Annotated in this window: 20 protein-coding genes, 1 tRNA gene and 2 rRNA genes; 17 read left to right on the forward strand and 6 right to left on the reverse strand. The window is 67.1% G+C overall.

The window, feature by feature from the left end; translation table 11 throughout:
* The 4 genes from AC5JJ2_RS27140 to AC5JJ2_RS27155 form a co-directional block, all read left to right on the forward strand.
* Window positions 1-313 (forward strand): 23S ribosomal RNA (locus AC5JJ2_RS27140); the annotation flags it as partial.
* 76 nt (window positions 314-389) lie between these two features.
* Window positions 390-498, forward strand: a 5S ribosomal RNA gene (gene rrf / locus AC5JJ2_RS27145).
* Window positions 499-857: 359 nt separating this feature from the next.
* Entirely contained in the window at window positions 858-2,006 is a 1,149-nt protein-coding gene (locus AC5JJ2_RS27150; RefSeq protein WP_495861194.1) for a PQQ-binding-like beta-propeller repeat protein, read from the forward strand.
* Window positions 2,007-2,037: 31 nt separating this feature from the next.
* Window positions 2,038-3,009: an AAA family ATPase gene (locus AC5JJ2_RS27155; protein WP_495861195.1), complete on the forward strand. Its 972-nt coding sequence runs from the start codon at window positions 2,038-2,040 to the stop codon at window positions 3,007-3,009.
* 132 nt (window positions 3,010-3,141) lie between these two features.
* Here AC5JJ2_RS27155 and AC5JJ2_RS27160 read toward each other — a convergent pair whose 3' ends face one another.
* Together AC5JJ2_RS27160 and pdxH are read right to left on the reverse strand one after the other, a co-directional pair.
* Entirely contained in the window at window positions 3,142-3,720 is a 579-nt protein-coding gene (locus AC5JJ2_RS27160) for a glutathione peroxidase (RefSeq protein ID WP_495861196.1), read from the reverse strand.
* Window positions 3,721-3,753: 33 nt separating this feature from the next.
* The gene (pdxH, locus tag AC5JJ2_RS27165; RefSeq protein WP_495861197.1) at window positions 3,754-4,386 is read right to left on the reverse strand and encodes a pyridoxamine 5'-phosphate oxidase; all 633 of its coding nucleotides are present in this window, start codon (window positions 4,384-4,386) and stop codon (window positions 3,754-3,756) included.
* A gap of 54 nt (window positions 4,387-4,440) precedes the next feature.
* Here pdxH and recO point away from each other — a divergent pair, with 54 nt between their 5' ends.
* The 3 genes from recO to lptE all read left to right on the forward strand — a co-directional run bounded on the left by recO (window position 4,441) and on the right by lptE (window position 7,034).
* The gene (gene recO, locus AC5JJ2_RS27170) at window positions 4,441-5,178 is read left to right on the forward strand and encodes a DNA repair protein RecO (protein WP_495861198.1); all 738 of its coding nucleotides are present in this window, start codon (window positions 4,441-4,443) and stop codon (window positions 5,176-5,178) included.
* Between the two features lie 75 nt (window positions 5,179-5,253).
* Window positions 5,254-6,402, forward strand: coding sequence for a tetratricopeptide repeat protein (locus tag AC5JJ2_RS27175; protein ID WP_495861199.1), 1,149 nt, complete (start codon window positions 5,254-5,256; stop codon window positions 6,400-6,402).
* A gap of 17 nt (window positions 6,403-6,419) precedes the next feature.
* Window positions 6,420-7,034, forward strand: coding sequence for an LPS assembly lipoprotein LptE (lptE, locus tag AC5JJ2_RS27180; protein ID WP_495861200.1), 615 nt, complete (start codon window positions 6,420-6,422; stop codon window positions 7,032-7,034).
* A 147-nt stretch (window positions 7,035-7,181) separates the two neighbouring features.
* Here lptE and AC5JJ2_RS27185 read toward each other — a convergent pair whose 3' ends face one another.
* A complete protein-coding gene (locus AC5JJ2_RS27185; RefSeq protein ID WP_495861201.1) occupies window positions 7,182-10,616 on the reverse strand; it encodes a serine/threonine-protein kinase in 3,435 nt (1,144 codons plus the stop codon).
* Between the two features lie 180 nt (window positions 10,617-10,796).
* Between AC5JJ2_RS27185 and AC5JJ2_RS27190 the strand changes: the two genes are divergently transcribed.
* Genes AC5JJ2_RS27190 through AC5JJ2_RS27205 form a run of 4 tightly spaced genes read left to right on the forward strand, consistent with a single transcriptional unit; the run spans window position 10,797 to window position 16,782 of the window.
* Window positions 10,797-12,239 (forward strand): hypothetical protein, encoded by a 1,443-nt coding sequence (locus tag AC5JJ2_RS27190; RefSeq protein WP_495861202.1) that lies wholly within the window; start codon window positions 10,797-10,799, stop codon window positions 12,237-12,239.
* A gap of 40 nt (window positions 12,240-12,279) precedes the next feature.
* The gene (locus AC5JJ2_RS27195) at window positions 12,280-14,589 is read left to right on the forward strand and encodes a DEAD/DEAH box helicase (RefSeq protein ID WP_495861203.1); all 2,310 of its coding nucleotides are present in this window, start codon (window positions 12,280-12,282) and stop codon (window positions 14,587-14,589) included.
* A 28-nt stretch (window positions 14,590-14,617) separates the two neighbouring features.
* Window positions 14,618-16,078 (forward strand): APC family permease, encoded by a 1,461-nt coding sequence (locus tag AC5JJ2_RS27200; RefSeq protein ID WP_495861204.1) that lies wholly within the window; start codon window positions 14,618-14,620, stop codon window positions 16,076-16,078.
* Window positions 16,075-16,782 (forward strand): phytanoyl-CoA dioxygenase family protein, encoded by a 708-nt coding sequence (locus AC5JJ2_RS27205; RefSeq protein ID WP_495861205.1) that lies wholly within the window; start codon window positions 16,075-16,077, stop codon window positions 16,780-16,782. The genes AC5JJ2_RS27200 and AC5JJ2_RS27205 overlap by 4 nt, the downstream gene beginning before the upstream one ends.
* 1 nt (window position 16,783) lies before the next feature.
* On the opposite strand, the gene AC5JJ2_RS27210 is transcribed toward AC5JJ2_RS27205, so the two are convergent.
* On the reverse strand, window positions 16,784-17,188 hold the full coding sequence (locus AC5JJ2_RS27210; RefSeq protein ID WP_495861206.1) for a hypothetical protein: 405 nt from the start codon (window positions 17,186-17,188) through the stop codon (window positions 16,784-16,786).
* Between the two features lie 183 nt (window positions 17,189-17,371).
* Here AC5JJ2_RS27210 and AC5JJ2_RS27215 point away from each other — a divergent pair, with 183 nt between their 5' ends.
* The 6 genes from AC5JJ2_RS27215 to AC5JJ2_RS27240 all read left to right on the forward strand — a co-directional run bounded on the left by AC5JJ2_RS27215 (window position 17,372) and on the right by AC5JJ2_RS27240 (window position 23,643).
* Entirely contained in the window at window positions 17,372-18,112 is a 741-nt protein-coding gene (locus tag AC5JJ2_RS27215; RefSeq protein WP_495861207.1) for an RraA family protein, read from the forward strand.
* 114 nt (window positions 18,113-18,226) lie between these two features.
* Window positions 18,227-18,298: transfer RNA gene (locus tag AC5JJ2_RS27220), tRNA-Cys, on the forward strand.
* A 63-nt stretch (window positions 18,299-18,361) separates the two neighbouring features.
* A complete protein-coding gene (locus tag AC5JJ2_RS27225; RefSeq protein ID WP_495861208.1) occupies window positions 18,362-18,844 on the forward strand; it encodes a GNAT family N-acetyltransferase in 483 nt (160 codons plus the stop codon).
* Between the two features lie 534 nt (window positions 18,845-19,378).
* Window positions 19,379-19,954 (forward strand): response regulator, encoded by a 576-nt coding sequence (locus AC5JJ2_RS27230; protein ID WP_495861209.1) that lies wholly within the window; start codon window positions 19,379-19,381, stop codon window positions 19,952-19,954.
* 134 nt (window positions 19,955-20,088) lie between these two features.
* Window positions 20,089-21,963: an aspartate--tRNA ligase gene (gene aspS, locus AC5JJ2_RS27235; RefSeq protein ID WP_495861210.1), complete on the forward strand. Its 1,875-nt coding sequence runs from the start codon at window positions 20,089-20,091 to the stop codon at window positions 21,961-21,963.
* Between the two features lie 114 nt (window positions 21,964-22,077).
* On the forward strand, window positions 22,078-23,643 hold the full coding sequence (locus AC5JJ2_RS27240) for a DUF6798 domain-containing protein (protein WP_495861211.1): 1,566 nt from the start codon (window positions 22,078-22,080) through the stop codon (window positions 23,641-23,643).
* On the opposite strand, the gene AC5JJ2_RS27245 is transcribed toward AC5JJ2_RS27240, so the two are convergent.
* Together AC5JJ2_RS27245 and AC5JJ2_RS27250 are read right to left on the reverse strand one after the other, a co-directional pair.
* Window positions 23,644-25,392, reverse strand: a complete 1,749-nt coding sequence (locus AC5JJ2_RS27245) for a multiheme c-type cytochrome (RefSeq protein WP_495861212.1) — start codon at window positions 25,390-25,392, stop codon at window positions 23,644-23,646.
* A 79-nt stretch (window positions 25,393-25,471) separates the two neighbouring features.
* A complete protein-coding gene (locus AC5JJ2_RS27250; protein WP_495861213.1) occupies window positions 25,472-26,881 on the reverse strand; it encodes a hypothetical protein in 1,410 nt (469 codons plus the stop codon).
* Between the last annotated feature and the right edge of the window lie 30 nt (window positions 26,882-26,911).

Raw genomic sequence — 26,911 nt, forward strand, 5'->3', positions numbered from 1 at the left:
CGTGAGCTGGGTTTAGACCGTCGTGAGACAGGTCGGTCCCTATCTGCTGTGGGCGCAGGAAATTTGAGAGGCTTTCTCCCTAGTACGAGAGGACTGGGAGGGACGCACCGCTGGTGTGCCAGTTATGGCGCTAGCCGTATCGCTGGGTAGCTACGTGCGGAATGGATAAACGCTGAAAGCATATAAGCGTGAAACTTCCCTCAAGATCAGATTTCCTTGAAGACTCCTGGGAGACTACCAGGTCGATAGGCCGGGTGTATAAGTGCAGCAATGCACTCAGCTAACCGGTACTAACAGTCAAACGTTTGGCCACATTGTTCATTTTCTCAACCCGTGGCCCGAGAAGTCCGCTTCGTACTCCCCCAAGTTGCATTGATACATTGCGACTTGCCGGTGATTTGACCCAAAGTGGTGAACCCGTTCCCATTCCGAACACGGCCGTAAAACCTTTGGGGCCGATGGTAGTCCGTCTAGGGCGAGAGTAGGTCATTGCCGGCATAATACACGAAGCCCGCGGCTGAAAGGTCGCGGGCTTTTTGTTTTTCCCGTCCCGCTATTCCGATTATCATGACCTTCGCCTCCATCGCCCGCGAGGGTCCACCGTGCGTACCGTCCTTTCGCTCAGTCTACTCGCGCTCGCTTCTTGCGCCCCCGCCTCTCAGCCCGATAAACCGACCCCCAAGAGCAACCGCACGACTCCGCCGGCGGACGTACAAGCCGCGAAGCCGGGGGCGTGGGACCGCGCGAAGCCGTCACGCACAGGCACTGACTGGCCACGGTTCCTCGGCCCGACCTGCGACAACGTTTCCACCGAGACCGGCATTCTGACCGTTTGGCCGCGTGACGGGTTGAAGAAGATGTGGGAAACGAAAATGGGTACGGGGTACGCCCCGCCCTCTCTCGTGGACGGGAAGCTGTACCACGTCGATGCCTTCGAGCTGACTTGTCGGCTGACTTGTAGAAACGCGGAAACCGGCGAGTTCATTTGGAGCCACGAGTACCCGTTTGTCTACGAAGACTTTTACGGCTACGACAACGGCCCGCGGTGCTGTCCCGTGATCGACGAAGGCCGCGTCTACGCCTACGGCGTCGAGGGGACGCTCAACTGCCTGGACGCGAAGACCGGCGTCGTCGTCTGGTCCTTCGACACGCGGACGAAGTATTTTTTCCACCAGAACTTCTTCGGCGTCGGTAGCACGCCGGTCGTCGAGGGCGACCTCCTGCTCCTCGCCGTCGGCGGCAGCCCGAAGGCCGGGCGGCCCGCCGATCTGCGCGACGTGAAGCCGAACGGCACGGCGATCGTCGCGCTCGACAAGAAGACCGGGGCTGTGAAGTATTCCGCGATCGACGAGCTGGCGAGCTACGCCAGCCCCGTCGTCGTGACGCTACACGGCAAGCGGGTCGGCCTCTACTTCGCCCGCGGCGGCCTCGTCGCGTTCGACCCGGCCACCGGCAAACAATTCTTTCACTCGCCGTGGCGGGCGAAAATCCAGGAGAGCGTCAACGCCGCCAACCCGGTCGTCGTCGGCGACACGATCTTGCTGACGGAGTGCTACGGCCCCGGCGCGGTCTGCCTGAAGGTGAAGCCGGACCTGTCGGGCGCGACGGAAGTTTGGAGCGACAAAGAGAAGGACCGCGAGGACCGGTCGCTGGCGTGCCACTGGAACACGCCGATCCACCACGGCGGGTTCGTGTATGGCTCCAGTGGCCGCCACGAGAATGAGGGCGACCTGCGCTGCGTCTCGCTCGCTACCGGGGAGGTCGCGTGGCGCGAGAAGCGAACCGGCCGCAGCTCCCTGCTCGCCATCGACGGCCACCTGCTCAGCCTCGGCGAGCGAGGCGAGCTGCGGCTGTTCAAGATCGACGAGAAGAAGTTTAACGAAGTCGCCCGGTTCGAGACGGACCTCGAATACCCGTGTTGGGCACCACCCGTCGTCAGCCGCGGGTTGCTGTACGTGCGGGGTAAGGACCGGCTCCTCTGCTACGAACTGATCCCCAAGAAGTAGACCGGCCGCGGCCCGGCGATACGCTTTCACCATGACACCACCCGACCCGGCGACCGCGCGGACGCTGCTCGCCCCGTTCTTTCAGTCCGTAGAGGGCGTCGTCGTCGGGCAGCGGAAGCTCATCGACCGCGTTCTGATCGCCCTGCTCACCGACGGCCACGTCCTGCTCGAAGGCGTTCCCGGATTAGCGAAGACGCTCGCGGTTCGCGTGATCGCGCAGACGCTGCACCTGAAGTACCACCGCATCCAGTTCACGCCGGACCTGCTGCCCGCGGACGTGATCGGCACGCAAATCTACAATCCGCGGACCGGCGAGTTCACGGTGAAGCACGGCCCGGTGTTCGCTAACGTCGTTCTCGCGGACGAAATCAACCGCGCCCCTGCGAAGGTGCAGTCCGCACTCCTCGAAGCGATGCAGGAGCGGCAGGTGACCATCGGCGAGACGACGTTCCCGCTGCCGCGGCCGTTCTTCGTGCTTGCGACTCAGAACCCGGTGGAACAGGAGGGTACGTACCCGCTCCCGGAGGCGCAGGTCGATCGGTTCATGTTGAAGGTACTGATCGACTACCCGAACAAGGCGGAAGAGCTGCAAATCCTCGACCGCATGGCGAGCGTGGACGCGACCACGACCGTCACCCCGGTCCTCGCGGAAGCGGACCTCGCGGCGGCGCGGGCGGCGGTCGATGCCCTGTACCTCGACGGCAAGGTGAAGCAGTACGTCGTGGACGTGGTGCGGGCCACGCGGACCCCGGCCGAGTACGGCGTCGATCTCACCGGCCTCTTGCAGTTCGGCGCGTCCCCGCGGGCAACGCTCGCCCTGGTCCGCGCCGCGAAGGGCCACGCCTTTCTCAACGGCCGGAACTACGTGACGCCGGAGGACGTGAAGCTCATGGCCCCGGACGTGCTACGGCATCGGGTGATGCTGTCCTACGAGGCTGAGGCGGAGGAGCTGCGGCCGGACGAAATCGTGAAGCGCATCCTGGACGGGCTTCCGGTTCCATGAGTTGGCCATAGATAAATACAGAGAAAACAGATCAGAAAAGAACGATTTCAAAGACTCGATCGGTACTGGTCTATGAAAATCATTCTTGGTTTTCTCTGATCTGTTTTTATCCGTGTTCCTCTGTGGCCGATGTTACTTCTTCGCGAGTTCGGCGGCCACGGCCTTAGTCAACTCGTCGGAGTCCGGCTTAACCCCCGGCTCGTACCGGCCGACGACATCGCCCTTGCGGTTGACGAGAAACTTCTCAAAGTTCCATGTGATGTCGCCGGCGTACTTGCCATTCGTGTCCTTCGACGTGAGGTGCTTGTACAGCGGTGCGATGCCGTCGCCCTTCACGACCACCTTCGACAGCATCGGGAAGGTGACGCTGTACTTCGTGCTGCAAAACTTCTGAATCTCCTCGTCCGTGCCCGGCTCCTGCGCGCCGAACTCGTTCGCCGGGACACCCACGACGACGAGGCCGTCGTCCTTGTGCTTCTCGTACAGGGCTTGCAGACCCTTGTATTGCGGCGTGTACCCGCAGGCGCTCGCCACGTTCACGAACAGCACGACCTTGCCCTTGTACTGGGCGAGATCGACTTCCTTCCCGTCGATGCCCTTCATTTTGAAGTCGAGTGGACCGCTCACTTTGGCGTCTCCTTTTTTGGCGTCGTCCGCCCGACAGGCGGTGACCGTCAGGCCGAGGACCGCCGCGAGAACGAGGAATCGCATCGCGTAACTCCGGGGTTGGGGAACAGTATCGTTCTAGGGCGAGAGACGCTCCCGCGACCACCCGCCGGCCAGCTTCCGAAACCGGATGCGGTCGTGCAGGCGGCTCGGGCGGCCCTGCCAGAACTCGAAAGCGTCGGGCAGCAGTCGGTAGCCGCCCCAGTGCGGCGGCCTTGGAATGTTGCCGTCCGGGTACTTCGCGAGCAACTCTCGCTGGGCCGTTTCCAGTACCTCGCGGCCGGCGATGACCTCGCTCTGCTCGGACGCCCACGCCCCGAGGCGGCTGCCCATCGGTCGCGAATGAAAGTACATGTCCGACTCCACCGATGTCACCTTCTCAACGGTCCCTTCCACGCGAACCTGACGTTCGAGTTCGTCCCACAGGAACACGGCGGCCGCGAACGGGTTCGCCTCCAACTCGCGGCTCTTGCGGCTCAGGTAGTTCGTGAAGAACGTCAGCCCGTGGTCGAGGCCCTTCAGCAGCACGATGCGGTTCGACGGTCGGCCGGCGGGCGAAACGGTCGCGAGTGCCATCGCGTTCGGCTCCGGCAGCTTCGCCTCGACGGCCGTGTCGAACCACTGTCGGAAGAGTGCGAACGGGTCGGCCCCGGCGTCGGCCTCGGTCAGCCCGGCGAGGGTGTAATTCTTACGGAGGTCGGCGATGGTCATGGCGTCATCTTAGTCGCCTTCGCGGCCGGGCGGCGATCTGCTATTCATCACGGTATGGCCGCCGAACGTGCGACAGCCCTCGTCATCCGCGGGACCGACTGGAGCGAAACCAGCCGGATCACTACGCTCTGGACCCGCGAGTTCGGGAAGGTCCGGGCGCTGGCAAAGGGCGGCCGCCGGTTGAAGTCGAGCTTCGAGGTCGCGTTCGACCTGCTCACTGTCTGCGAGGTCATGTTCCTGCGGAAGGCCCACGGGGGCCTCGACCTGTTGACGGAAGCCACGGTCCGCGAACGGTTCCCGCACCTGCGGACGGACCTGCGGGCGCTCTACTGCGGGTACTACTTCGCGGAACTCCTCGGCGACGGCACGTTCGACTACGACCCGCACCCGGCCCTGTTCGACGCGACGTTGGAAACGATGCGGACACTGGGAAATCAGGCCGCTGATCGCCCGGCGGCCGTCAGCGGGTTTGAGCTTGTCTGGCTCCGGGAACTGGGCTATAGCCCCCGCCTTGAGGACTGTGCCGCTTGCGGAACGGCCGTCGGCCCGACGGCCCGCGTTCAGTTCAGCCCGACGACGGGCGGCGTGCTGTGCGGGAACTGCGCCGCGGCGGCGCACGACCGGCGGTGGCTGACCGGCGACGCACGAGCCTCGCTGATCGCGCTCGCGGCCGGGGAATGCGAACTGCCCGCGGGCGTGCGGAACGAGGTCCGGCAGCTGCTCGGCCAGGCGGTCAGCTCCGTCCTCGGCCGACGGCCGAAGATGCTGGTGTACCTGGACGGGGCCGGGTAGAGCCGCTCGGAAATTGGGGGGATCGACGTGAAGGATTCAGCCGACCGCTTCCGACTTCGCACGCGACTCCCACTGTTGCTCGCTTGCCTCGTGGCGTCCGCCGGCTGCACCGCCGTCAAGAGCCTCAAGCAGAAGGCATACGAATCGTCCCGCGGGTTCGTGTCGAAGTCCTACGACGACCCGCGGGCGGCCGAGAAGATGGCCGACGCCGAGCGGCGGCTCGAGGCCGGCGAGTATTCCGCGGCCCGCGGCGTCTTCCACGACATCGCCAACAACTCGCTCAACCCGGCGCTCATGGCCGAGAAGGCCCGGTTCCTGGAAGCCGAGTGCTACCGGCAGGCGCAGAAGTACCCGGACGCCGTGGACACGTACCACCGCATGCTGAAAGAGCACCCGACCGGGGCGTACCGCGAGCAGGCGTGCCAGGAGATGTTCAAGATCGCCGACTACTGGCTGGACGACACGCGGACCGAGATTCAAGCCGAGCAGGACGGCGAGAACATGTTCCAGCACCGGATGAAGAAGTTCTTCACCTACGACAAGACGAAGCCGACGCTCGACCGCGAGGGGCGGGCGATGCAGGCGCTGGAGAACGTCCACGTCAACGACATCGCCGGGCCGACGGCGGACAAGGCGCTGTTCTGGTGCGGGTTTGTCAACTTCTACCGCGGCAACTACATCGAGGCGGACCACTACTTCAGCACGCTCATCGAGTTCCATAAGGACAGCCCGCTGCGGCCGAAGGCCACGGAGCTGGCGATCATCAGCAAGAACAACAGTACCGGCGGCTCCGTGTACGACGGCCAGAAGGCGGCCGAGGCGCTGCAACTGGTCAACCACGCCGAGGCCGCGATGCCGGAGTTCAACGACCCGGAGCGGCGGGACTTCCTGACGCGGCAGAAGCTGGCCGTCCGCGCCCAGCAGGCGGAAAAGGATTTCAAGACGGCCGAGTACCACGAGCAGACGAAGCACCCCGGCAGCGCGTACTTCTGCTACGAGCTGGTTCGCCGGCGGTATCCCGGCACGAAATACTCCGACTTGGCGACGGAGCGGATGGAAGCGATCCGGGCGAACGCGGAGGTCGAGGCGGCGAAGCCGAAGGCCGGCCCGCTGCAATCGGCCGTGAAGCAGGTCGAGACGCTGCTCGGCCGGACCGAGCCGGAGGCCGTGCCGGGCATCCTGCCGAGTTCGGTGACCGGCCAGCCGCCGCAACAACTGCCGTGACCCACGGGGCGACCACGATGCCGCGACGCAGTCTTCTTCTTGTGTTGCTAGCCGTGACCGGGTGTCAGTCCGGCCGCGACTTCACGCTGTTCGGGTACTCGACGCGGCCGCAGTACGACGACTCGATCCGCACCGTGTACGTGCCGACGATGAAGAACACGGCGTTCCAGACGACGCCGAACCGCGAGCTGGAAGTGGACATCACGAAGGCGATCATTCGGGAGATCGAGGCGAAGACGCGGATGAAGGTCGTGTCCGACCGCGAGCGGGCGGACACGGAGCTGCTCGGCACACTCGTGGGCATCCGCAAGTCCGTCGTGAACGTGACGCAACAGAACCTGACCCGCGAGGCCGAGGTGACGGCGACGGCGAACTTCGTGTGGCGAGACCTCCGCACCGGGGCCGTGCTGTCGAACCGCCGGCCGGCCGTCGCGCCGGAAGCCCCGATTCCGTTCGACCCCAGTTTGCCGCCGCCGGAGGCCGTGCCCGTGGACGAGAAGGCCGTGCCGGCGCAGATCGTGGTCGTCGGGCGGATCATTCCCGAACTCGGCGAGTCGAACGCGACGGCGAACCTGTCCGTGGCGAATCAAATGGCGAAGCAGGTCGTCCACATGATGGAAGCGGCGTGGTGAGCTAGCGCCTGACCTCCGAAGTCCGGCTTCGACTTCGGAAGTCGAGCGGAACCAACACACACACGGGCGGGGGAGAGATGTCCCCGCGCGGGATCGACTTCCGAAGTCGAAGCCGGACTTCGGAAGTCTGAGGGGCTACCCACCCCCTTACGGTGTCTTCTCTCGTATCGGCGGCGCGGGTTCGCGGAACTCGCGGATTGCTGCCTCGTAGTCCTGCAATCCCCGAACCGCCAGCAAGTCCGGGTCGCTCTTGATCTGCTCCAGCCACGCGAAGCCGCTCTCGAGTTCTTCTAGCGCCGCCAGGCCGTTGTCCGCGAGGTCGAGCGCGACCTGCTTCCGCTTCCCCTCGTCCAGGGTCGGGTCGCGGGTCGCCAGCGCCGCGGCCCGGCCGAACAGGCACGCCGCCTCGAACCGGCCGCGGTCCGGCCGCGTCCCGACGGCGGTGATCCGCCGGGCCACGACCGCGACCTGATCATACCGGCCCAGGTCGGACAGCAGGTCGGCGTAGAGTCGTGCGTACCCGCGGATCGTGGTCCAGGTGTTCTCGTCGGTCGCGCTCACGCCCGGTGCGACCGCGGCGGACTGCACGTTATGCCACGCCGCCCCCAGGAGCGTCTCGGCCGGAACGAGCTGCTCGCGGAGGAAGAGGACCGTCGCCAGTTCGATCTGGTAGTACGCGAGGTCGTTCGCGTACCGCGGATTCGCCTTGTTCTGCGCGAGCAGCCTCTCGGCGAAGCTCACGGCCCGCCGCGCGGCGTTCTCGGCCCCGGCGAGGTCGTCTTGCTCCCGCTTCTGAACGGCCTCCGCGTGGGCGGCCCGGCCGCGGTACAGGGCCGTCGTCCGGTCGTTCGGGAAGCGGCGGTCGAGGTCGTCGAGGACGGCCCCCATCGCGGCCAGAGCGTTCGCGGCCGGGCGGAAGCGGCCGGCCTGCTGCTCGGCCGCCGCGAGCGTCAGGTTCGCCCCGGCCAGCGACTGCCGGTAGCCCACGTCCGCCGGGTAGAGGCTCGCCAGCCGCGACCAGTTCTGAACCGCGTTCTCGGCGTGCCGCGCCGCCTCGCTCCGCGTCGGCACGACCGGGGCCGGGGCTGGCGGCGGCGGCGGCGGGAGCAGTTGCTTCGCCCGCGCGATTTTCGCCGGCGGGGCCGGGCGGTTATCGCCCGCCGTGAGCTTCCGTTCGGACGACGCGATCGCGAGGAGGTTGTCGATCTCGGCCAGCAGCACGAGGTTCACGGCCGAGGTCGGGTCGTTCTTCAGCAACCGCTCGCAGATGTCCCGCGCCGCGGTTGCGTCCGCCAGCGCCTCGGACCGGCGGCCGTCGGCGTTACACACCATCGCGATCTGCCGCAAGCTCTGCGCGATGCGGAACTGGTACTCCGGCTCCTCCGGCTGGCGGCCCGCGAGCGTCCGCCGGTTGGCGAGCGAGTTGCGGAACCAGTCCTCGGCCTCCGCGTGGTTCCCCTGGACGTAGAGCGAAAGGCCGAGCCGTTCCTCCGCCTGCCCGAGCCGGTGCCACCATTCCGGCTTGGCGTGAGTGGTCCCGACTTCGACGGCCTGGATCATGTCGAAGAAGATTTGCCGGGCCGTGCGGAACTGCGCTTCGGCTTCGGGCAGGCGGCCGAGCGACATCTGATGGATGCCGAAGTAGAGGTGCGTCTCGCCGCGGAGCTGCGTCCACTCCGGTCCGGGTCGGTCCTTCGTTAGCTCGAAGGCCCGCCGGTACGCCTGTTCCGCGGCCGCGTGCTCGCCGAGCTTTACCTGCAACCGGCCGACGCGGAAGTGCGCCCCGGCGACGAAGAACTTCGACTCCGGCGTGTCCGGCGACTCTTGGACGAACCGCCGGTACATGTCCACGACGGCTTGCAGAAACGCCCACTGCCGGCCGGTCGCGGCGTGCTGGCTCGTCAGGATTTCGCCGATGGCGTCGTCCGTCAGGGCGAGGAGCGCCACCCGCGTGGCCTCCCGGCTGCGCTCGGCCGTGTTCCGCGCGTCGCGGACCCGCTTCTCTTCAACTTGAAGTTGTTCGTAGGCCGTGCGAACCTTCTTCTCTTCCTCGTCGAGCCGGCCGTAGGCTTCCTCGGTCTTCTCCTTCTGGGCGTTCACCGCGAAGAGGCCGTAGCTCAAGGTGACGATGGCCGTAACGAGCACGGCGGCCGTCCCGAGGACGACGTTCCGGTGTCGCCGCGCCCACCGCGCCGCGCGGACGGTCCACGGCTCCCGGTGAACGCTCACCGGCTCGTCGGCCATCCACCGCTCCACGTCGTTCGCCAAATCGAGGGCCGTCGGGTAGCGGTTCTTCGGGTTCACGGCCATCGCCTTCCGGCACACGGCCGCCAGCGCCATCGGCACGCCCGGCTTTTGCTCCTCGAACGGGACGAACTCCCCGCGCTTCACCCGCTCCAGAATCTCGTTCGTGTCCCCCTTGAACGGCGGCTTGCCCGTCAGGATCGAGTAGAGCGTCGCGCCGAGGCTGTAGATGTCCGCGAGCATGCCCACGTCGTCCCACCGGCCGTCGGCCTGCTCCGGGGCCATGTACGCGGGCGTGCCCATCGCCTTGCCGAACTCGGTCAACTCGCCGGTGTTGCCGAACGGCGTCCCGGCCAGGCTCACGCCCGGCCGGTCCTGGATCGCCGTGCGGGTCGCGTCGAACGCCGCGGAGTGGACCGGCGACGAGATCGCCACCGGCGGGGTGACGCCGGAGGTCGGCCGCTCGAACGCCAGCTTCGGGACCACCTGCGTGCCTTCGGGCTTCCTCGCCGGGACGGTCGTGTCTTTCGCCAGCCCCCAGTCCACGACGAGCGTTTCGCCGAACGCGCCGAGCATGACGTTGGCCGGCTTCAAGTCGCGGTGCAGGATGCCGCGGCTGTGGGCGTAGGCGATGGTGTTGCAAACGTCGATGAACCGCTTGAGCAGCTTCCGGAGCGCGAGCGCCCGCTCCCGCGGGTCGCGGTCCGGCGTGTCCGCGCGGTGAAACGCCTGGACGGCGTCCTGCAGGCTCTCGCCGGTGATGAACCGCATCGCGTAGTACGGCCGGCCGTCCGCGTGGCGGTTCAGGCCGTACACCGGGACGATGCCGGGGTGTTCGAGCCGCCCGGTGACGCGGGCCTCGAGCAGGAACCGGGCCGCGACCGACGGGTCGTAGGCGTACCGCGGCTGAATCTCCTTGAGCGCGACCTGTCGGTCGAGTTCCTCGTCCACGGCGATGGACACCTGGCCCATCCCGCCCTTCGCGTGGTCTTGCAGGAACCGATACCGTCCGCCGGGCGGGCCGCCGGACGGCAGCGTACCGCGGGGGAACGCCCCGACGTTCGACGGGCCGGTCGCCATGACCGTGCCGGTCGGCCCGTCCGCGAACGGCCCGGAATCCACCGACGACGCGCCGGCCGGCAGGTAACCCGGCGGGGCCGCGAGCGTCTGCTCGGCCTGGGCGGGGTCCATCATCGACGGCAGGTAAAGGCCGACGGACTGCCCCTCGCGGTCGGGCGGGACCACGGCCGTCGCGGTCGGCGGCGACGCGGTTTGGGGAATGGTTCCGGTGTTCTGCGTGAGGTCGTCTGACGTTTTGTCGGAGGGGTCAGAACTCATGATCGAAGCGATCTCGATGGCGGGCGGGGCTGCGATCCATTCTACTTCGGAATTTCGCCCCCGGCCGACGGTTACCGGGCCGGCCCGGTTTTCCCCCGGAACGCGGCTTTCCGATTCAACCCGCCTTCTCCCCCCGGCCGATACACCCCGATACGACGCGGATTTCGGAAGGAGCCGACCATGGCGCGGGCGATCTGGAAGTGGACCCACGGGCTGGCCGCGACGGCGGCCTTCGCCCTGCCCGCGGCCGCGCAGGTTCCGTCGGCCGTCGAGACGGCCGTGCATCCGGACATCCTCCAGGCCCAGGGGCCGGTCACGCCGACCCCCCGCCCGCCGCAGACGCCGGGGACGGTCCCGGCGACCCCACCGCCGGGGATCACGGCCCCCGTAACACCCGGCGGCCGGCCGCGGACGCCGGTGAGTACGCAGTCCGGCATGGCCCTCGGCCTCACGGCCGCCGGTACGACGGCACGGCCGGTCGAGCTTCCGAACATGTACGGCGACATGGGCGGCCTGTTCAACTACACCCCGTACACGCAGGGGATCACGCCGGCCGGCCAGCGGGTGACGCTGCTGCCGGGCCAGACGCAACGGTTCCCCGCGGGCACGGTGTTCAACCGCGACATCTCCGCCTTCAGCGTCCTGCGGACCGGCACGGTCATTCAGCTGCCGGACATCCCGCTGCCGCCGGGGTTCCGCGAGAAGCTCGGCGAACGCGAGACGTTGACCGCGACCACCCTGACCAGCGGCCAGCGGTCGGCGACCGACATCCTCGTGACGGGCGACGTGCCGAAGGCGCACACCGGGGCGCTGCCGGTCAACACCGTCCGTGGGGCGTTCAAGATCGCGGAGAACGAAAGCCCGCGGCCGGTGGACCGTGTGTACCTCACGTACAACTTCTTCCACGACGTAAACAGCTCGCTCGCCGTCCCCGGCCTGCCGATCACGAACGTCCACCGGCAGACGCTCGGCTTTGAGAAGACGTTCCTCGGCGGCGATGCGTCCATCGGCTTCCGGCTGCCGCTGCTGCAACTCACCGGCCCGTCCGACCTCGACCGCGCCACGGTCGGCGACCTGAGCATCGTGCTCAAGTACGCGCTCATCAACAACCCGTTCGAGCCGACCCCCGACGGCACACTTTCCGGCGGCGAGGTTCTCTCGACCGGCCTCGTCATCACGACGCCGACCGGCGGCGCGGCCGCGTTCACGGCCCAGGACCCGCAGGTCCACCCGACCGTGATTCAGCCGTGGGTCGGCGGGATCGTGACGTTCCCGCGGGCCTACGCCCAGTTTTTCAGTTCGCTCGCCGTGCCGACCGACGGGCGGGATACCGTCTTCTACTTCAACAGCCTCCAGGTCGGGTATCTCCTGTACCGCGACCCGACCGGCTCGCGCTACCTCTCCTCGGTAACTCCACTGGCCGAGGTCCACGTCAACACGCCGCTGAACAACCGCGGCATCCTTCGCCTACCGATCGCGGCCGTCGATCAGGTCAGCTTCACGGGCGGTACGACGTTCGGCCTCGGCCGGCGGTCGTTCCTGAACCTCGGGGCGAACGTCCCGGTGACGGGGCCGCGGCCGTACACGGTCGAGGCGATGGCCCACCTGAACATCCTCTACTAGCGCGGCGAACCGGGCGGCGGGGTTGGCGTAAGATGTCCGGATGACCGCACCCACCCGCGAAGACCTCGCCACCCGCTACCTCGACCAGTTGCCCTACCCGCCGTACCCCGTGCAGGAGGAAGCCCTCCTCGCGTGGTTCACGTCCGCCGAGGGGGTGATGGTCTGCGCCCCGACCGGCACGGGCAAGACGATGATCGCCCAGGCCGCGCTGTTCGAGGCGTTGCACACGAATCAGGTCGCGTACTACACGACGCCGCTCATCGCGCTGACCGATCAGAAGTTCCAGGAAATGCAGGCCGCCGCGGAGCGGTGGGGCTTTTCCCGCGACGACATCGGCCTCGTCACCGGCAACCGGAAGGTGAACCCGAACGCCCGCGTCCTCGTCGTCGTCGCCGAGATTCTGCTCAACCGCCTCTTGCACCCCGAGGGGTTCGACTTCGCGAACGTCTCGTCGGTCGTGATGGACGAGTTCCACAGCTTCGCCGACCCCGAACGCGGCATCGTCTGGGAGCTGTCCCTCTCGCTTTTGCCGAAGCACATTCGTCTGATGCTCCTGTCCGCGACCGTCGGGAACTCGGTCGAGTTCCTGAACTGGCTCGACCGCTGCCACGGCCGCAAGCTCGAACTCGCCGAGGGCCGGGAGCGTAAAATCCCGCTGACGTACCACTGGGTTCCCGACGAGTACCTGAACGACATGCTCGTCGAGATGGCGAAGGGCGACGACGCGACACGGAAGACGCCGGCGTTGGTGTTCGCGTTCAACCGCGACGAGTGCTGGTCCATCGCGGAGCAACTGAAGGGCCTCGACCTGCTAAACGCGGCGCAGAAGTCGGCGTTGAACCAGGCCGTGGACAAGCTCGAATGGCCGCAGGGCGTCGGGCCGAAGCTGAAGCAGATGCTCCGCCGCGGCGTCGGCGTCCACCACGCCGGGCTGCTGCCGAAGTACCGCCGCGTCATCGAACAGCTCTTCGAGAAGAAGCTGCTCAGCGTCGCGCTCTGCACGGAAACGCTCGCCGCCGGGATCAACCTGCCGGCCCGCTCCGTCGTCCTCACGTCGCTGGTGAAGGGGCCGTTCGGCAAGGAGAAGCTGATCGACCCGAGTTCCGCGCACCAAATCTTCGGCCGGGCAGGGCGGCCGCAGTTCGATACGGAGGGGCACGTCTTCGTCGGCCCGCACGAGGACGACGTGCGGATCGTGAAGTGGAAGAAGCAGTACGACCAAATCCCCGAGACGACGAAAGACCCGGCCATGTTGAAGATGAAGAAGGCGCTGCTGAAGAAGAAGCCGACGCGGAACAACACGAAGAAGTATTGGACGGAGAGCGACTTCGAGAAGCTGAAGGCCGCGCCGCCCGCCCGCCTCTATAGCAAGGGGCCGCTCCCGTGGCGGCTTCTCGCGTACCTGCTGAAGGTGTCGCCGGACGTGGAGAAGATTCGCGCCGTCGTGCGGAAGCGGCTGCTCGACCAGCCGCGGATCGAGGCCGGGATGAAGCAGCTCGATCGGATGTTGCTCGTGTTGCACAACCGCGGCTTCGTGAAACTCGAACCCGAACCGCCACCGCCGGCCGAGGGCGTCGAGTCGCAGCCGTTCCAGGCGGCGCGGGCCGTGCCGACGGAGGCGCTCGACAAGCTGCTCGTCTTCCGCGCGTGCCACCCGATCTACGGCGCGTTCCTCGTCGATCAGCTCGCCGTCGCGAACCCGGACGAGCGGGTTCAACTGCTCGAATCCGTCCTCGAAATCCCGCGGCCGATCTTGAAGTTCGTCCGCGTCCCGTTCGACCTGCCCCCCGGCCCGCTCGCGACGGAAAAACTGGACCCGGAGTTGATCGCCCGCGGCCTCATCATCGCGAAGCCGCCGAAGGCCGAAGGTGAGGAAGAAGACGAGGAAGAGGAGTTCGAGGAACGGCCGCCGACGCTGGCGGAGAAGGTGCGGATGCTGTTCGACGCGACGCACCCGGACGTGACGGACGTGAACACCCAGGCCGTCTGGGCCGCCGGCGAGGTTCTCCGCTACGGCGGCAACTTCAACCAGTACGTGACCTCCAAAGACCTGACGAAACAGGAAGGGATCATCTTCCGCCACCTGTTACGGTTCATCCTGTTGCTCGAAGAGTTCGCGCAGCTGACGCCGCCGGGCATCGACCCGGTCCAGTGGCAGGCGGACCTCCGCGAACTCGGCGACAAGCTGACCGAGGCGTGCCGACAAGTGGACCCGACGAGCACGGAGGAAACGATCAAGAAGGCGCACGCCGCCGACGTGGTCGAGGGCGAGGACCACGCGAAACCCGCGACGGCTGCCGAAATCGCGGCGAAACCGGAAGACGAGTTCGGGGCGGGAATCTTGGACTAATCGCCCTGGAGGGGTTAAACTTTCGCGAATGAATCAACAATCACTTCCCCGCGTCATCGGCCCGTGGATGGCGGCGGCCGTCGTCGTCGGCACGGTCATCGGGTCCGGCGTCTTCAAGAAGGGGCAGAAGGTCTCCGAACTCTGCCCCGAGTTCGGCGTCGCCATCGCCGTCTGGGTCATGGGCGGGGTGCTGGCGCTACTGGGGGCGCTGACGATCGCCGAGGTCGCGTCGCGACTACCGAAGGCCGGCGGGAACTACGCCTTCCTCCGCGACGCCTACGGGCGGTGGGCCGGATTCCTGTGGGGGTGGGTCGATTTCGGCATCATCCGCACGTCGTCCATCGCCGTCCTCGCGGTCATGTTCGTCGAGTCCCTCAACAACGTGCTGCTCATCACCCGCGACCAGTACCCCGCCGCGTCGTGGATCGGCAGCGGCCTCGGCCGGTGGGACCAGGTGTTCGTCACGCTCGCCGTCATCGCCGGGCTGACGCTCGTGAACGTCCGCGGCACGCTCGTCGGCGGCGGGTTGCAGATGGTCCTCACGGCGCTCAAGGTCCTCTCGATCCTCGCGATCATGGCGTTGCCGGTTCTGATCCTCTGGTTCTCCCCGACGACGGTTCCGCAGCCGACGACCGCGCACTTTTCCCCGGCGTGGCCGGCCGACCCGGCGCGGATCGAGTGGGGGGCGTTCCTGTCCGCGTTCGCCACGGCCATTGTCGCCGTCATGTGGGCGTACCACGGGTGGCTGAACATCACGCCGATCGCGGAGGAGGTGAAGGAGCCGCAGCGGAACATCCCGCTCGCGCTGCTCGGCGGGATCGCGTTGCTCATCTTCCTCTACGTCGGGGCGCAGGTCGCGTACTACACCGTCATCCCGCGCGACGAGATGATGCACCTGAAGACCACGCCGGTCTCGACCGAGTTCTGCCACCGGTTGTTGGGGCCTGTCGGCGTGCTGATCGGCTCGGTCGTGCTGATGACCTCGGTACTCGGGTCGCTGAACGGGAACATCCTGGTCGCCCCGCGGCTGCTGTACGCGATGAGCGACGACGGCCTCGCCCCCAACCGGCTACGACGGTTGCACGCCCGGTTCCAGACGCCGGCCGCGGCGATGCTCGTCTTCTCCGGGTGGTCGATGATCCTCGTCGTCGCGGTGCAGTTGGGCAAGGACTTCGGCTGGCTGAAGCAGGACAAAAATATCTTCGACGTGCTGACCGACTACTGCATCGTCGGCGCGATCATGTTCGAGACGCTCGGCGTGGCGGCGATCTTCGTCCTCCGCCGGACGCAGCGTGACCTGACACTGACGCTGCCTTACCGCTGCCCCGGCTACCCGGTCGTGCCGGCCCTGTACATCCTGATGATGGCGGCCGTCCTCGCGAACATGTTCATCGGCACGGAACAACGGGCGGAGGCCCAGATCGGGACCTGCTACGCGGTCGTCGGCGGCGTGGTCTATTTCCTTTTCCTGCGGAACAAGCCGGCATGACGTGGCTCGCCGACCTCGACCGCGACGGCTACGCCTGGGTCCGCCGGGCCTTCGCGCCGGATCGCGTGTCGGAAGTCCTCCGACGACTCGAAGACGTGCTTCGAGAGAAGCCGAACGACCCGTCGGTCCTCGCCGGCACGTCCGGCCCCGCCTACGGGATGCGGAATCTCCTCCGCCTGTGGCCGGACGTGCCGACCCTCCTGACCGGGATATCCGACGAGCTGCGGGCCGTTCTCGGCCCGGACGCGGCCGTTGTTCGCGGGCTGTACTTCGACAAGCCGCCCGGCCACTCGTGGGCGCTGCCGTGGCACCGCGACTACACGATCGCCGTGAAGGAACATCGGCCGTCCGCTCTGTTCGCGAAGCCGACGGTGAAGGCCGGCGTGCCGCACCTCGAAGCGCCGGAATCGCTACTCGCGCGGATGCTCACGGTGCGAATCCACCTCGACGCGATGACGGACGACAACGGCCCGCTCCGCGTCGTGCCGGGGTCGCACCGCACGAGCGGCGAGTTGACGGAAGACGCCGTGACGCTCCACTGCGACGCCGGGGACGTGCTGCTCATCCGGCCGCTCGTGCTGCACGCCAGCGGACACACGCGGCCGGGCACGGACCGACACCGGCGGCTGATTCATCTGGAGTGTGCGGGTAGCCGAGAGTTGCCGGACGGGTTGGAATGGGACCGCTACGAGACGATCGGCTGAGTCACTTCTTCTTTTTCTTCGGCGGCGTGGGAGACGCGGACGCCGCCGTCGGCGACGGGCCGACGACGTACCCTAGCTGCTTGAGCAAGGGGACGAGCTGGTCCGCCTGCGCGGTGGCCGCGATCGAATCGACCTTCGCCAGCCCGATGGCCATGTACCACATCTTCTCCCGGTCCCGCGGGGCGAGCGCGTCCGGGTCGGCCCCGAGTTCCTGGACCAGTTCCTTGTCGAACTTCGCGGCCTTGAGAATGTTCGCGAGTTGCCGCCACGTTAGCCCGGTCGAGATCATCGTACCGTCGGCCTTGCTCACCCGACGGCCGATCAGGACGTGAAAGACGCCCGCCAGCCGGCCCTTCGCGAGTTTGTTCTCGTCGATGAGTTCCAACAAACCGCGAAGCTCGTCCATTCCCTGACTCCGTCCGAGGCTCGCCGAACGTCCGGGCCGACCCTCTTATTTTGCCCATCCCGCGGATTTTGCCAAGTGCGATTCAGACTGCCCTTTCTTCGTCATTTCACACGCCCGACGTGGAGGGGAATCGGAGCCGTCGCGAAGTTTCTAAACTGAGCATACCACAAACAAGGAACCCCCATGTCCTGGACGATCCACGCCCCGGAAGTGATTGCCAACCTCCGCCGGTTCGACACCCCGACGATCTGCAACGTGATGGAACTGTTCGACTACATGCCGCGGACGGCCGGGTACATGGACGGCCGCGTGCGGGCCGCGTTCCCGCAACTGCCGCCGATGGTCGGGTACGCGGTGACGGCCACGTTCCGGGCCGGGGCGAAGCCGCGGGGCGGGGACATCTACGCCGGGCTGGAGAAGCAGGTGCGGCTGCTCGCGGACCTGCCGGGGCCGAAGGTGATCGTCTTCCAGGACCTCGACGACCCGACCGTGGCCGCGACTTTCGGCGAGGTGATGTGTACCAGCTACCAGGCGTTCGGCGGCGTCGGCCTCGTCACCAGCGGGACCGGCCGCGACCTCGATCAGGTTGAGGCCCTCGAGTTCCCGTGCTTCACGAACGGCACGGTCTGCTCGCACGGGTACTGTCAGATCGTCGAGCTGAACGTGCCGGTCCGAGTCGGCGGAGTCTGGGTGAACCCCGGCGACCTGCTGCACGGCGATCGCAACGGCGTGGCCGTGATCCCGCACGCGCTCGCGGTCGGCACGGCGGCGGCGTGCCCACAACTCGCGACGGCGGAGGCCGTTGTCCTCGACTACCTGAAGACGCCGAACCCGACGGCCGACGGGTTCTCGAAGGCCCGCGTCGAGTGCCACCGGCAGGTCCAAGAGCTGTCGGCGAACTTGAAGCAGTCAGTCCGCGGCTGACGGGCGAATCCGGTGGAGTTACGGGCGAAGTGTGCCGATAAAATAAGACCTGCGGAACGGGCGGGTTCGTTGACGTTCCGCGGTACGACCGATACGATTCATCCAAGTCAACACGGCCCCGTAGCCAAGTGGTAAGGCAGCGGTTTGCAAAACCGTTATCCGCCGGTTCGAATCCGGCCGGGGCCTCTCGATCGAACCTCCTCAGGCCGCCCGGTGTTCCGGCGGCCTGATTCGTTTTCCGGACCCGCCATGATCCGCCCCACGACCCCCGCCGACACCGACGCCCTCGTGCCGCTCGCCGACGCCACCGGCGTCTTCAAGCCGCACGAGATCGTCGCGCTCCGTGAAGTCCTCGACGACTACCACGCGGCGAACCGCGACGAGGGGCACGTCGCGTTCACGTCGGAGGACGGGGGCCGCGCCTTGGGGTTCGTCTACTACGCGCCGGTGGCGATGACGGACAACACGTGGGAGGTGTGGTGGATCGCCGTGGCGGCGAGCGAACAGCGCCGCGGCCTCGGGAAGCAACTCCTCGACTTCGCCGAGGCCGACGTGCGAGACCGCGGGGGTCGGCTGCTGCTCATCGACACCAGTTCATTGCCGAACTACGAGCCGACGCGCCAGTTCTACCTGCGGCGAGGGTACGCGATTTCGGCTCAAATCCCGGACTTTTATCGTGACGGCGACGACAAGGTCGTGTTCTGGAAGAAGCTCTCCGACCGTTCGATCTGATCCCCACGGCTACGCCGCACATTCGCCCGCGACACCCGTTCGCGACCACTCGCGGCGCGTAGAATGCTGCGGCCGCGCGTCACAACCGGACCAACCGGCACCCGCCGACCGGCCGCCGCCGCGAACTGCCCCCCGCCCGGCACAATTACCTCTCAGTCCAGTCACACCGTGTCGATTGCTTCTAGTAGTTCCGCGGTTGGCCGAGGTCGTGCCGGAATGGGTCGGTACGACGGCCGCAATGCCTACCGGGACGACGGCGGGTTTACCGAGTTCGCCAGGTTCGCCAACCTGAGGAAGTTCGCCAACCCAGGTTAATCTTCGCGGAGCGCGTCTGCCGATGAAAATGACGCAGTTGTGTCACCGCGGTGATTCCCGACCGCCCCGATGACGCGGCCTACCGCTCCGCGAAGACGCGAATGGATGCCCCCGCCGGGCGACCCGCCCTCGCCGCGATGTCGTCCCGCCCCCTCGGGCTTGCCGCCGCCCCTAACCGGGGTGGCCAGCCGTGAGTGCGATGAAAATGGAGTGCCCCCGATGAAAAAGGTGTTCACCACGGGTCAGGTTGCCAAAATCTGCAAAGTGGCCCCCCGGACCGTCTCCAAGTGGTTCGACAGCGGCCGGCTGAAGGGGTATCGCATCCCCGGCAGCCAGGACCGCCGCATCCCCCGCGAGCAGCTCATCCGGTTCCTCAAGGAACACGGCATGCCGCTCGGGGAGCTCGAGGAGGAAGAGTGGCACAAGGTGCTGCTCATCGGCACGGAGAAGCTGTTCAACGACCGTATGAAGGAACTCCTCCCGGAGGTGGACGACTTCAAGTACGAGCTGGCCCAGAGCGGGTTCGAGGCCGGGACGCTCGCCCAGAGCTTCCACCCGGACACGATCATCATCGACCTCGGCCTCGGCCGCAGCGAGTCGATGCAAATCGCGTCGAACCTGCGGAAGAACGACGCCTACTCGACGACCCTCATCATCGGCCTCGCCGGCGAGGACGAGGCGGCCCCCGAGAAGCTCAACGAGTACGGGTTCAACGAGGTGTTCAAGAAGCCGTTCGACGTGGCGCTGCTCGCCGAACGCATCCGCCGCCTCGCGGACTCGAAGCGGGACGCGTAATAACAGTTCACCCTCTCGAAAGCCCACGGGTCGATCCGTGGGCTTTCTGCATTTCCGGGCGAACCGTTCGCGAAATCCCGGCCTCCGTATAATGCCCTTCGCGGTTTTTTCCCCGTTTTCAGAGGTCGATTGCAATGGCCGAGTGGCAGCGGACCCACACCTGTGGCGAACTTCGGGAAGCACACCTCGGGCAGACCGTCACCCTGAACGGGTGGGTCCTCATCACCCGGAACTTCCCGAATCAGGTGTTCGTGGACCTCCGCGACCGGTACGGCCTCACGCAAGTCGTCGTCGAGGACGCGGACCCGGCGCTGTTCGCGGAGGCGAACAAGGTCGGCCGCGAGTACGTGCTGTCCGTCACCGGCGTCGTCCGCAAGCGGATCGCGGGGAAGGAGCGCGCGGACATCCCGACCGGACAAGTCGAACTGGAAGCGAAGGCCGTGCGGGTTCTGAACGCCTGCCCACCGCTGCCGTTCAGCGTGACCGAGTTCCCGGACGAGGAACTGGCGAACGAAGACTTGCGGCTCCAATACCGCTACCTCGACCTGCGGCGGCGGTCGATCCAGCACGTCCTGATGCTCCGCCACCGCGTCTGCAAGATCATCCGCGATTACATGGACGCGAACGGGTTCCTCGAACTCGAAACGCCGCTGCTCGGCAAGAGCACGCCGGAGGGGGCGCGGGATTACCTCGTGCCGAGTCGTGTGTTCAACGGCGAGTTCTTCGCCCTCCCGCAGTCGCCGCAGTTGTACAAGCAACTGCTCATGATCTCCGGGTACGACCGGTATTTCCAGATCGCCCGCTGCCTACGGGACGAGGACCTGCGGGCCGACCGGCAGCCGGAGTTCACGCAACTCGACGTGGAGATGTCGTTCGTCGAGCGGGACGACGTGCTGAGCGTGATGGAGGGGCTGGCCGCGGACCTGTTCGAGAAGTGCCTCGGCGTGAAGATTCAACTCCCGCTGCCGCGGATGAGCTACAAGGACGTGATGCTCAAGTACGGGAGCGACAAGCCGGACCTACGGTTCGGCATGGAGATCGTTGACGTTTCCGACATTGCCGGCGAGAGCGAGTTCAAAGTGTTCAAGGACGTGATCGCGGCCGGCGGCGTGGTCCGCGGACTGAACGCGAAGGTAGCGGCCGACAAGTTCAGTAACACCGACCTGAAGCCGGGCGGCAAGCTGTCCGCGTTCGTCACCCAGTTCAAGGCCAAGGGTCTCGCGTGGATGAAGTGCGAGGGGGACAAGCTCACCGGCAGCATCGAGAAGTTCTTCCCGGACGCGGTGAAGGCGAAGTTGAAGGAGCGGATGGGCGTCGCGGCCGGGGACGTGCTGCTGTTCGTCGCGGACAAGGAGGCGGTCGTGTGCGACGCGCTCGGCGCGCTGCGGGGCCAGCTCGCCGTGGACCTGAAGTTGTACAAGAACTGGTGGGACGAGAAGGCCGAGTACGACGCGGCCGAGGAGAAGGCGGCGAAGAAGGAGAAGCGAGCGCCGACGCCGTTCGTGGTGAAGCCGGAGCACTTCAAGATGCTCTGGGTGCTCGACTTCCCGATGTTCGCGTTCGACGACGAGGAGAAGCGGTGGGTGGCCATCCACCACCCGTTCACCGCGCCGATGGACGAGGACGTGGCGACGCTGGAATCCAGCCCCGGCACGGCGCGGGCGAAGGCTTACGACATGGTGCTGAACGGGTACGAGGTCGGCGGCGGCTCGATCCGGATTCACCGCCCGGACGTGCAGGCGACCGTGTTCAAGATGCTCGGCATGCCGCCGGAGGACGCGAAGGCCCGGTTCGGGTTCCTCCTGGACGCGCTGCAGAGCGGCGCGCCGCCGCACGGCGGGATCGCGCTCGGGCTGGACCGGTGGTGCATGATCCTGGCCGGGACGACGAACATCCGCGACGTGATCGCGTTCCCGAAGAACCAGAAGGCCCGCGACCTGATGACCGGCGCGCCGGCCGTCGTGGAGCCGCGGCAACTGAAGGAACTGGGCGTCGAGTTGAAAAAGTAAAGAATCCGCGCAAGACCGCCGACACGGGTCGTCCCGAGGTTGCACCAACTCTTCCCCAGAGTTGCAGGCCGCCGGGGACGGTCCTCGGCGGCCGTGCTTTTTCCGGGGCGTGTGGTGCGAAACTCCCTCCTTTTGCTCCTCGCGGCGGCCGCCTTCGCCGTGGCGTACACGCAGTCGCCGCTCTACTTCTCGAACCAGAACCAGTACCTGCTGCACGGGGGGGCGAACGCCGGCCACGGCCACCTCGCGACCGACTGGCTGGCAAACACCCGCGACCCGACGCCGCTTTTCTCGGCCGTGGTGGAACTCTTCTACCGAATCGGCTGGCCGCAAGGCGTGGCCGCCGTTTATGCCCTCGTTCTCGGCGGGTACGTGATTGCGCTAGCCGCGTTGGTGGCGAAACTGCCGCGCCGCCCGCGGACGTTCCCCGGCTGGCTCGCCGCCTTCGCGACGCTCCTGCTGACGCACGCGGCCCTCTTCCGGTGGGCCTCCGTCCTCGCGTTCGGCGCGGACTATCCGTGGTACTTCCAGTGCGGCGTGGCGAACCAGTACGTCCTTGGGGCCGGGTTCCAGCCGTGCGTCTTCGGCGTCAGCCTCGTCGCATCGCTGGCCGCGTTCCTCCACGACCGGCGCGGGCTGGCGGTCGGGTTCGTTCTGCTCGCCTGCGTCATCCACTTCACGTACCTGCTGCCGGCTGCGCTCCTCGGGCTGGGCTACCTCGCCGCCAGCCCGCGGCGCGACGCCGTCCGCCTCGGCGCGTTCTTGACGCTCGGCATCGCACCGATCGTTGCCTTCAACCTCGTGCGCTTTCAGCCGCACGACGCCGCGACGTTTGCGGAGGCGCAGCGGCTGCTGGTCGAGGTTCGCATCCCGCACCACACGCTCGTGACGAAGTGGCTCGGCCCGCTCGACGGGCTGCAACTCGCCTGGGTCGCCCTCGCGATATTGGCGGTGCGGCGGACCGTACTAGGCCGCGTGATGCTCGTCGCGGCGCTCGGCGGCGTGGCGCTGTCGCTCGCCGCGTACTTCGGGCATTCCCACCTGTTGATGCTCGTGTTCCCGTGGCGCGTTTCGGCGGCCCTCGTCCCGGTGGCGACGGCCATCCTGATGGCGCGGGCCGCGGCGTGGGTCGAGGAAAACTTCGCCGCGGATGTCGTGGTGCCGTTGGCCGGCGTCGTCGTGTTGCTCGCGGTGGTCGCGGGTCTGCTGCTCCCGTTCCGCGGCGTCGGCTATTCGATGAACGAACGCGCGGAACGCGGCCTCCTCGATTTCGTCAATCGAACGAAACGGCCCGGCGACGTGTACCTTATTCCGACGCGAATCCCCAAGCTGTCCGGCGGGGCAAGGGGGTCGGCCTCCACAACCTTCACCTCGCCGCCGCGGCCGACGAGCGGCAACCTCATCCCCGTGGACCTGCAGCGCTTCCGTCTCGCGACCGGGGCGGCGATCTACGTCGATTTCAAGTCGATCCCCTACGCCGACACGGAGGTGCTGGAGTGGTATCGTCGGGTGCAGTTCGCGCAGAAGCGGTACGACGAAAAGGACTGGGCCGCGGCCGTCGAAGGGCTACGGGCCGAGGGCATCACCCACGTGGTCACGCCCGCCGCACAGCCGATTTCGGCCGCGCGGTACGGGCGCGTTTACGAAGACGAATCGTTTCACGTCTACGAGTTGAAGTGACTACTTCGCGTTCGGCGGCAGCCCGCCGGCCTGGGCCTTGAACCCGGAGTGCCACACCTTCGGCATGTACTTGTACACGTCGAACTTCGGGTCGTTCTCCTGGTCGTGGCACTTCATACACCGGGCGGACACAGCCGTCACCAGCCGCTGTTCGGCCGGCTTGATCTGAACCGCGGCGGCCTCGCCCGGCTTCGTCTCGGCCAACTTCTTCAGCACGTCCTTCGCCGGCAGCTTGTCGGTCGGGGCCGACTTCCACTTGCTCATCGACGCCAGGAACCCTTTGTCGGCCGGGTTCGCGACGTGCCCGCTGCCGGGGCCGTGGCAGCTCTCGCACCCGACGTGCTTCAGGTGCGGCGTGGCCGCCTCGTTCGTGTACCCGGTCTTGTACCCGAAGCCGACCGTGTGGCACTGCACGCAGTCGCCGTCGAACTGCCGGAGGCCGGGCCGGTCCGCGATCTTCTCCAGCGCGTCGAGGGCGTGGCCGTGCTTGCTCTCGGCCCAGACCTTGAACTCGTTCGGGTGGCAGGCCGTGCACTTGTCCGACCCGACGAACGACAGGTTCGCCGCGTCGTGCTCGATCTGCGCCTCGTGCGGGATCGGCTTCTCGACGTACTTCGCCAGCAGGTTCTCCTTCTTCACCTTCGCCGTGTACTGTTCCAACAATTGAAGCGTCGCGTTCGCCTTCGCCGCCTCCTCGCCCTTCGGCGTCAGGAACTCCTCGCCGAGCGGGACGAGCTGGTACTTCAACTCGTACCCGTTGCCGGCCTTGAAGACGCCGACGACGCCGAGGTTCTGGCCCTTGTGCCCGACCTGGATCACGAACGTCTTGCCGTTGTTCGCGACGGTCGGGAATTGCGGCGGTTCGGACTCCTCGCTCTGGCAGAGGATCACGTTGAAGTCGGGGTATTGCTGGGCGAGCTTCTCCGTGTCGTCCTTGCTCCCGGCGTAGAGAAGCACGTTGATGACCGGCTTCTTCGCCTCGGCCTTCAGCGCCGCGACGACGCCGGGAAGCGTGTCGTCCGCCTTCGCGACGACGAACGACTTGTCGATCTGGGCCACCTTCTCCGCGACGGTCGGGCCGAGGACGCCGACGACGCCGACCGGCAGGTGCGGCCGCGGCCTCGCCGCCTTGCGGTCTTCGTGGACGACATCGTAAGCCTCGACCATCGGCCGCTTGCCGGGCACGTCGAACAGCTTCTCCCGCGGGACGACGGCCCCGCCGTCCTTGCCGCCCAGGTTCGCGGCCAGGATGATCGGCGGCTCGTTCGGCTTCTGGAGCGTGTACTTGGAGAGCAAGTGCCAGAGCTGCTGGTCGAAGTCCTGCACGCCGAGGCCGACGGCGGAATAGCCCATCTCGGCCAGGGCCTTCATCGTGTACTCGTACTTGAGGTGGTCCTGCTCCTGGACCTTCTTCGGCGGGGCGAGGTCGCCGAGGTCGAGGGCCACGACCGGCCAGCCCTTCTCGCGGATGAGCTTGATGAAGTTCGCCCGCCGCTCGAGGCCGCCCTTCTGCGGCCGGCTGCACCCGCACGGCGACAGGTAGCCGTAGGTCTGGCCGGTCAGCACGATGGCGACTTCCGGCTTCGCGTCCTTCGGCCACGTCGCGAACAGCGGGACGCCACCGACCGTCGGCTCGCCGGCGGTGGCGGCCTTCGGCTTGTCCTCGGGCATCGCGCACCCGGCGAGTGTCACGAGAACTGTAGCGAGCGGGAGGGACCAACGGGCGATGGCGGGACTCGTTGCGGTCATGGTCGGTCACCCCTCCTGGAAGGCGGTCAAGTTACCCGAACGGGGCGGCGGGCGTAAAGGTCAGCGGAGGGGCGGCGGGTCAGCGGCCGTGGCCGGAGACGGGGACCTTCACCGTCACCGGGTTCGGCCCCTTCGTGCGGAGGTAGACGATGCCGTCCCACGGCGGCTGCTTGCCTTCCTTCGCCGGGATTTGCACGGTCATCGTCCAGTACGTCCGCCCGGCCACCGCGGACGGCGGGCCGAGGGTCGGCTTCAGGAAGTTCGGGTGCGTCTGCTCCGTCAGCACCTCCAACTCGACGCCCGGCCGCTCGGTCCAGAGTCGGACTTCCTTCTTCTGAACGAAGTCCCCCGCGTAGGAGCCGAAGTCGATCTTCGACTGGTTGCCGTCGAGCCGGATGAACCCGAGTACCGTGCCGTGCAGCCGGACGGTGTACGGCTTCTGGAGGACGACGCCGGGGCCGCCGCTGACGAACAACTCTTTCGAGAACTCGCCCATGTCCATCGGCTTGCCGTTCGCCTCCCGCGCGACGGTGACCGTGTACCGGTAGCCGCACCGGAAGTTGACGGCCGGCGGCGGGGGCGCGCCCTGCTGGGGCGGCGGCGTCTTGGCCCGCGAGTACGCCTCCAGCGCGTCCGCCGTCAGCGGCTGCGGGTCGCCGATCTTGACGTAGGGGTCGTTGTTGTTCGCCCTGAGCACCGCCGGCGGGAGGGCGTCGCGGATGGCGGAGACGCACGCGACCTCGATCGTCTGCGTCGGCGTGCCCTCGGACAGGTCCGGGAGCGTGTACTCGTACTGCGTGAGTTCCATGGCCTCCCGCGCGCCGCAGTTCACGGAGAACTCGAACGGCTTGGGGGTGAGCTTCGTCCCCTTCGCGTCGTAGGCGTCGAACCACGCCCACTTCGGGGCCGGCGGGCCGACGGCCGCCATCTTGAACCCGAGTTCCAACAGCGCCCACGTCTCGCCGCCGTCGGGGGCGGCGGGGAGTTCGAGCCGGTTGCGGGGGTTGTTGAACTCGAACTCGTGCCAGGTCAACTTGTCGCGGAGGTGGACCCAGCCGAGGGCGGCGAACAGGTTGCCGGTCTGCGTCGGGCCGAAGAGCGACCCGGCGGCGGCCTCTTGGAGGTACGCCCGGAACACGTCGGGGGGTAGTACCGTGCCGCGGATCGACGTGCAGGTCGTGCAGCTCGGCGCGAGCGCGGTCAGGGAGACGCCGGCGGGCCGGACGTTCCGGACGAAGAACCCGACGCGGTTGTCCTTCCCTTCCGTCCCGATCTCGAAGTAGCTCTGGAAGACGCGGTTGACCGCGTCCGGGTGGGACGGGTTGTACGTCCGCTCGGTGTTGCCGATCACCAGCACCGGCAGGTCCTCGACGGCCTCGGCCTCCTCCCGCGGCTTCGTCGGGGCGGTGAACTGCGACATGAACGTCAGCCCGAACACCATGACCACGACCAGGACGATCGGCAGGGCGGTCTTCAGCGTCGAATTCATGGTCGGCATCCGGTCGAAACGGGGGTCGGC

It is taken from the genome of Limnoglobus sp., assembly GCF_059499385.1.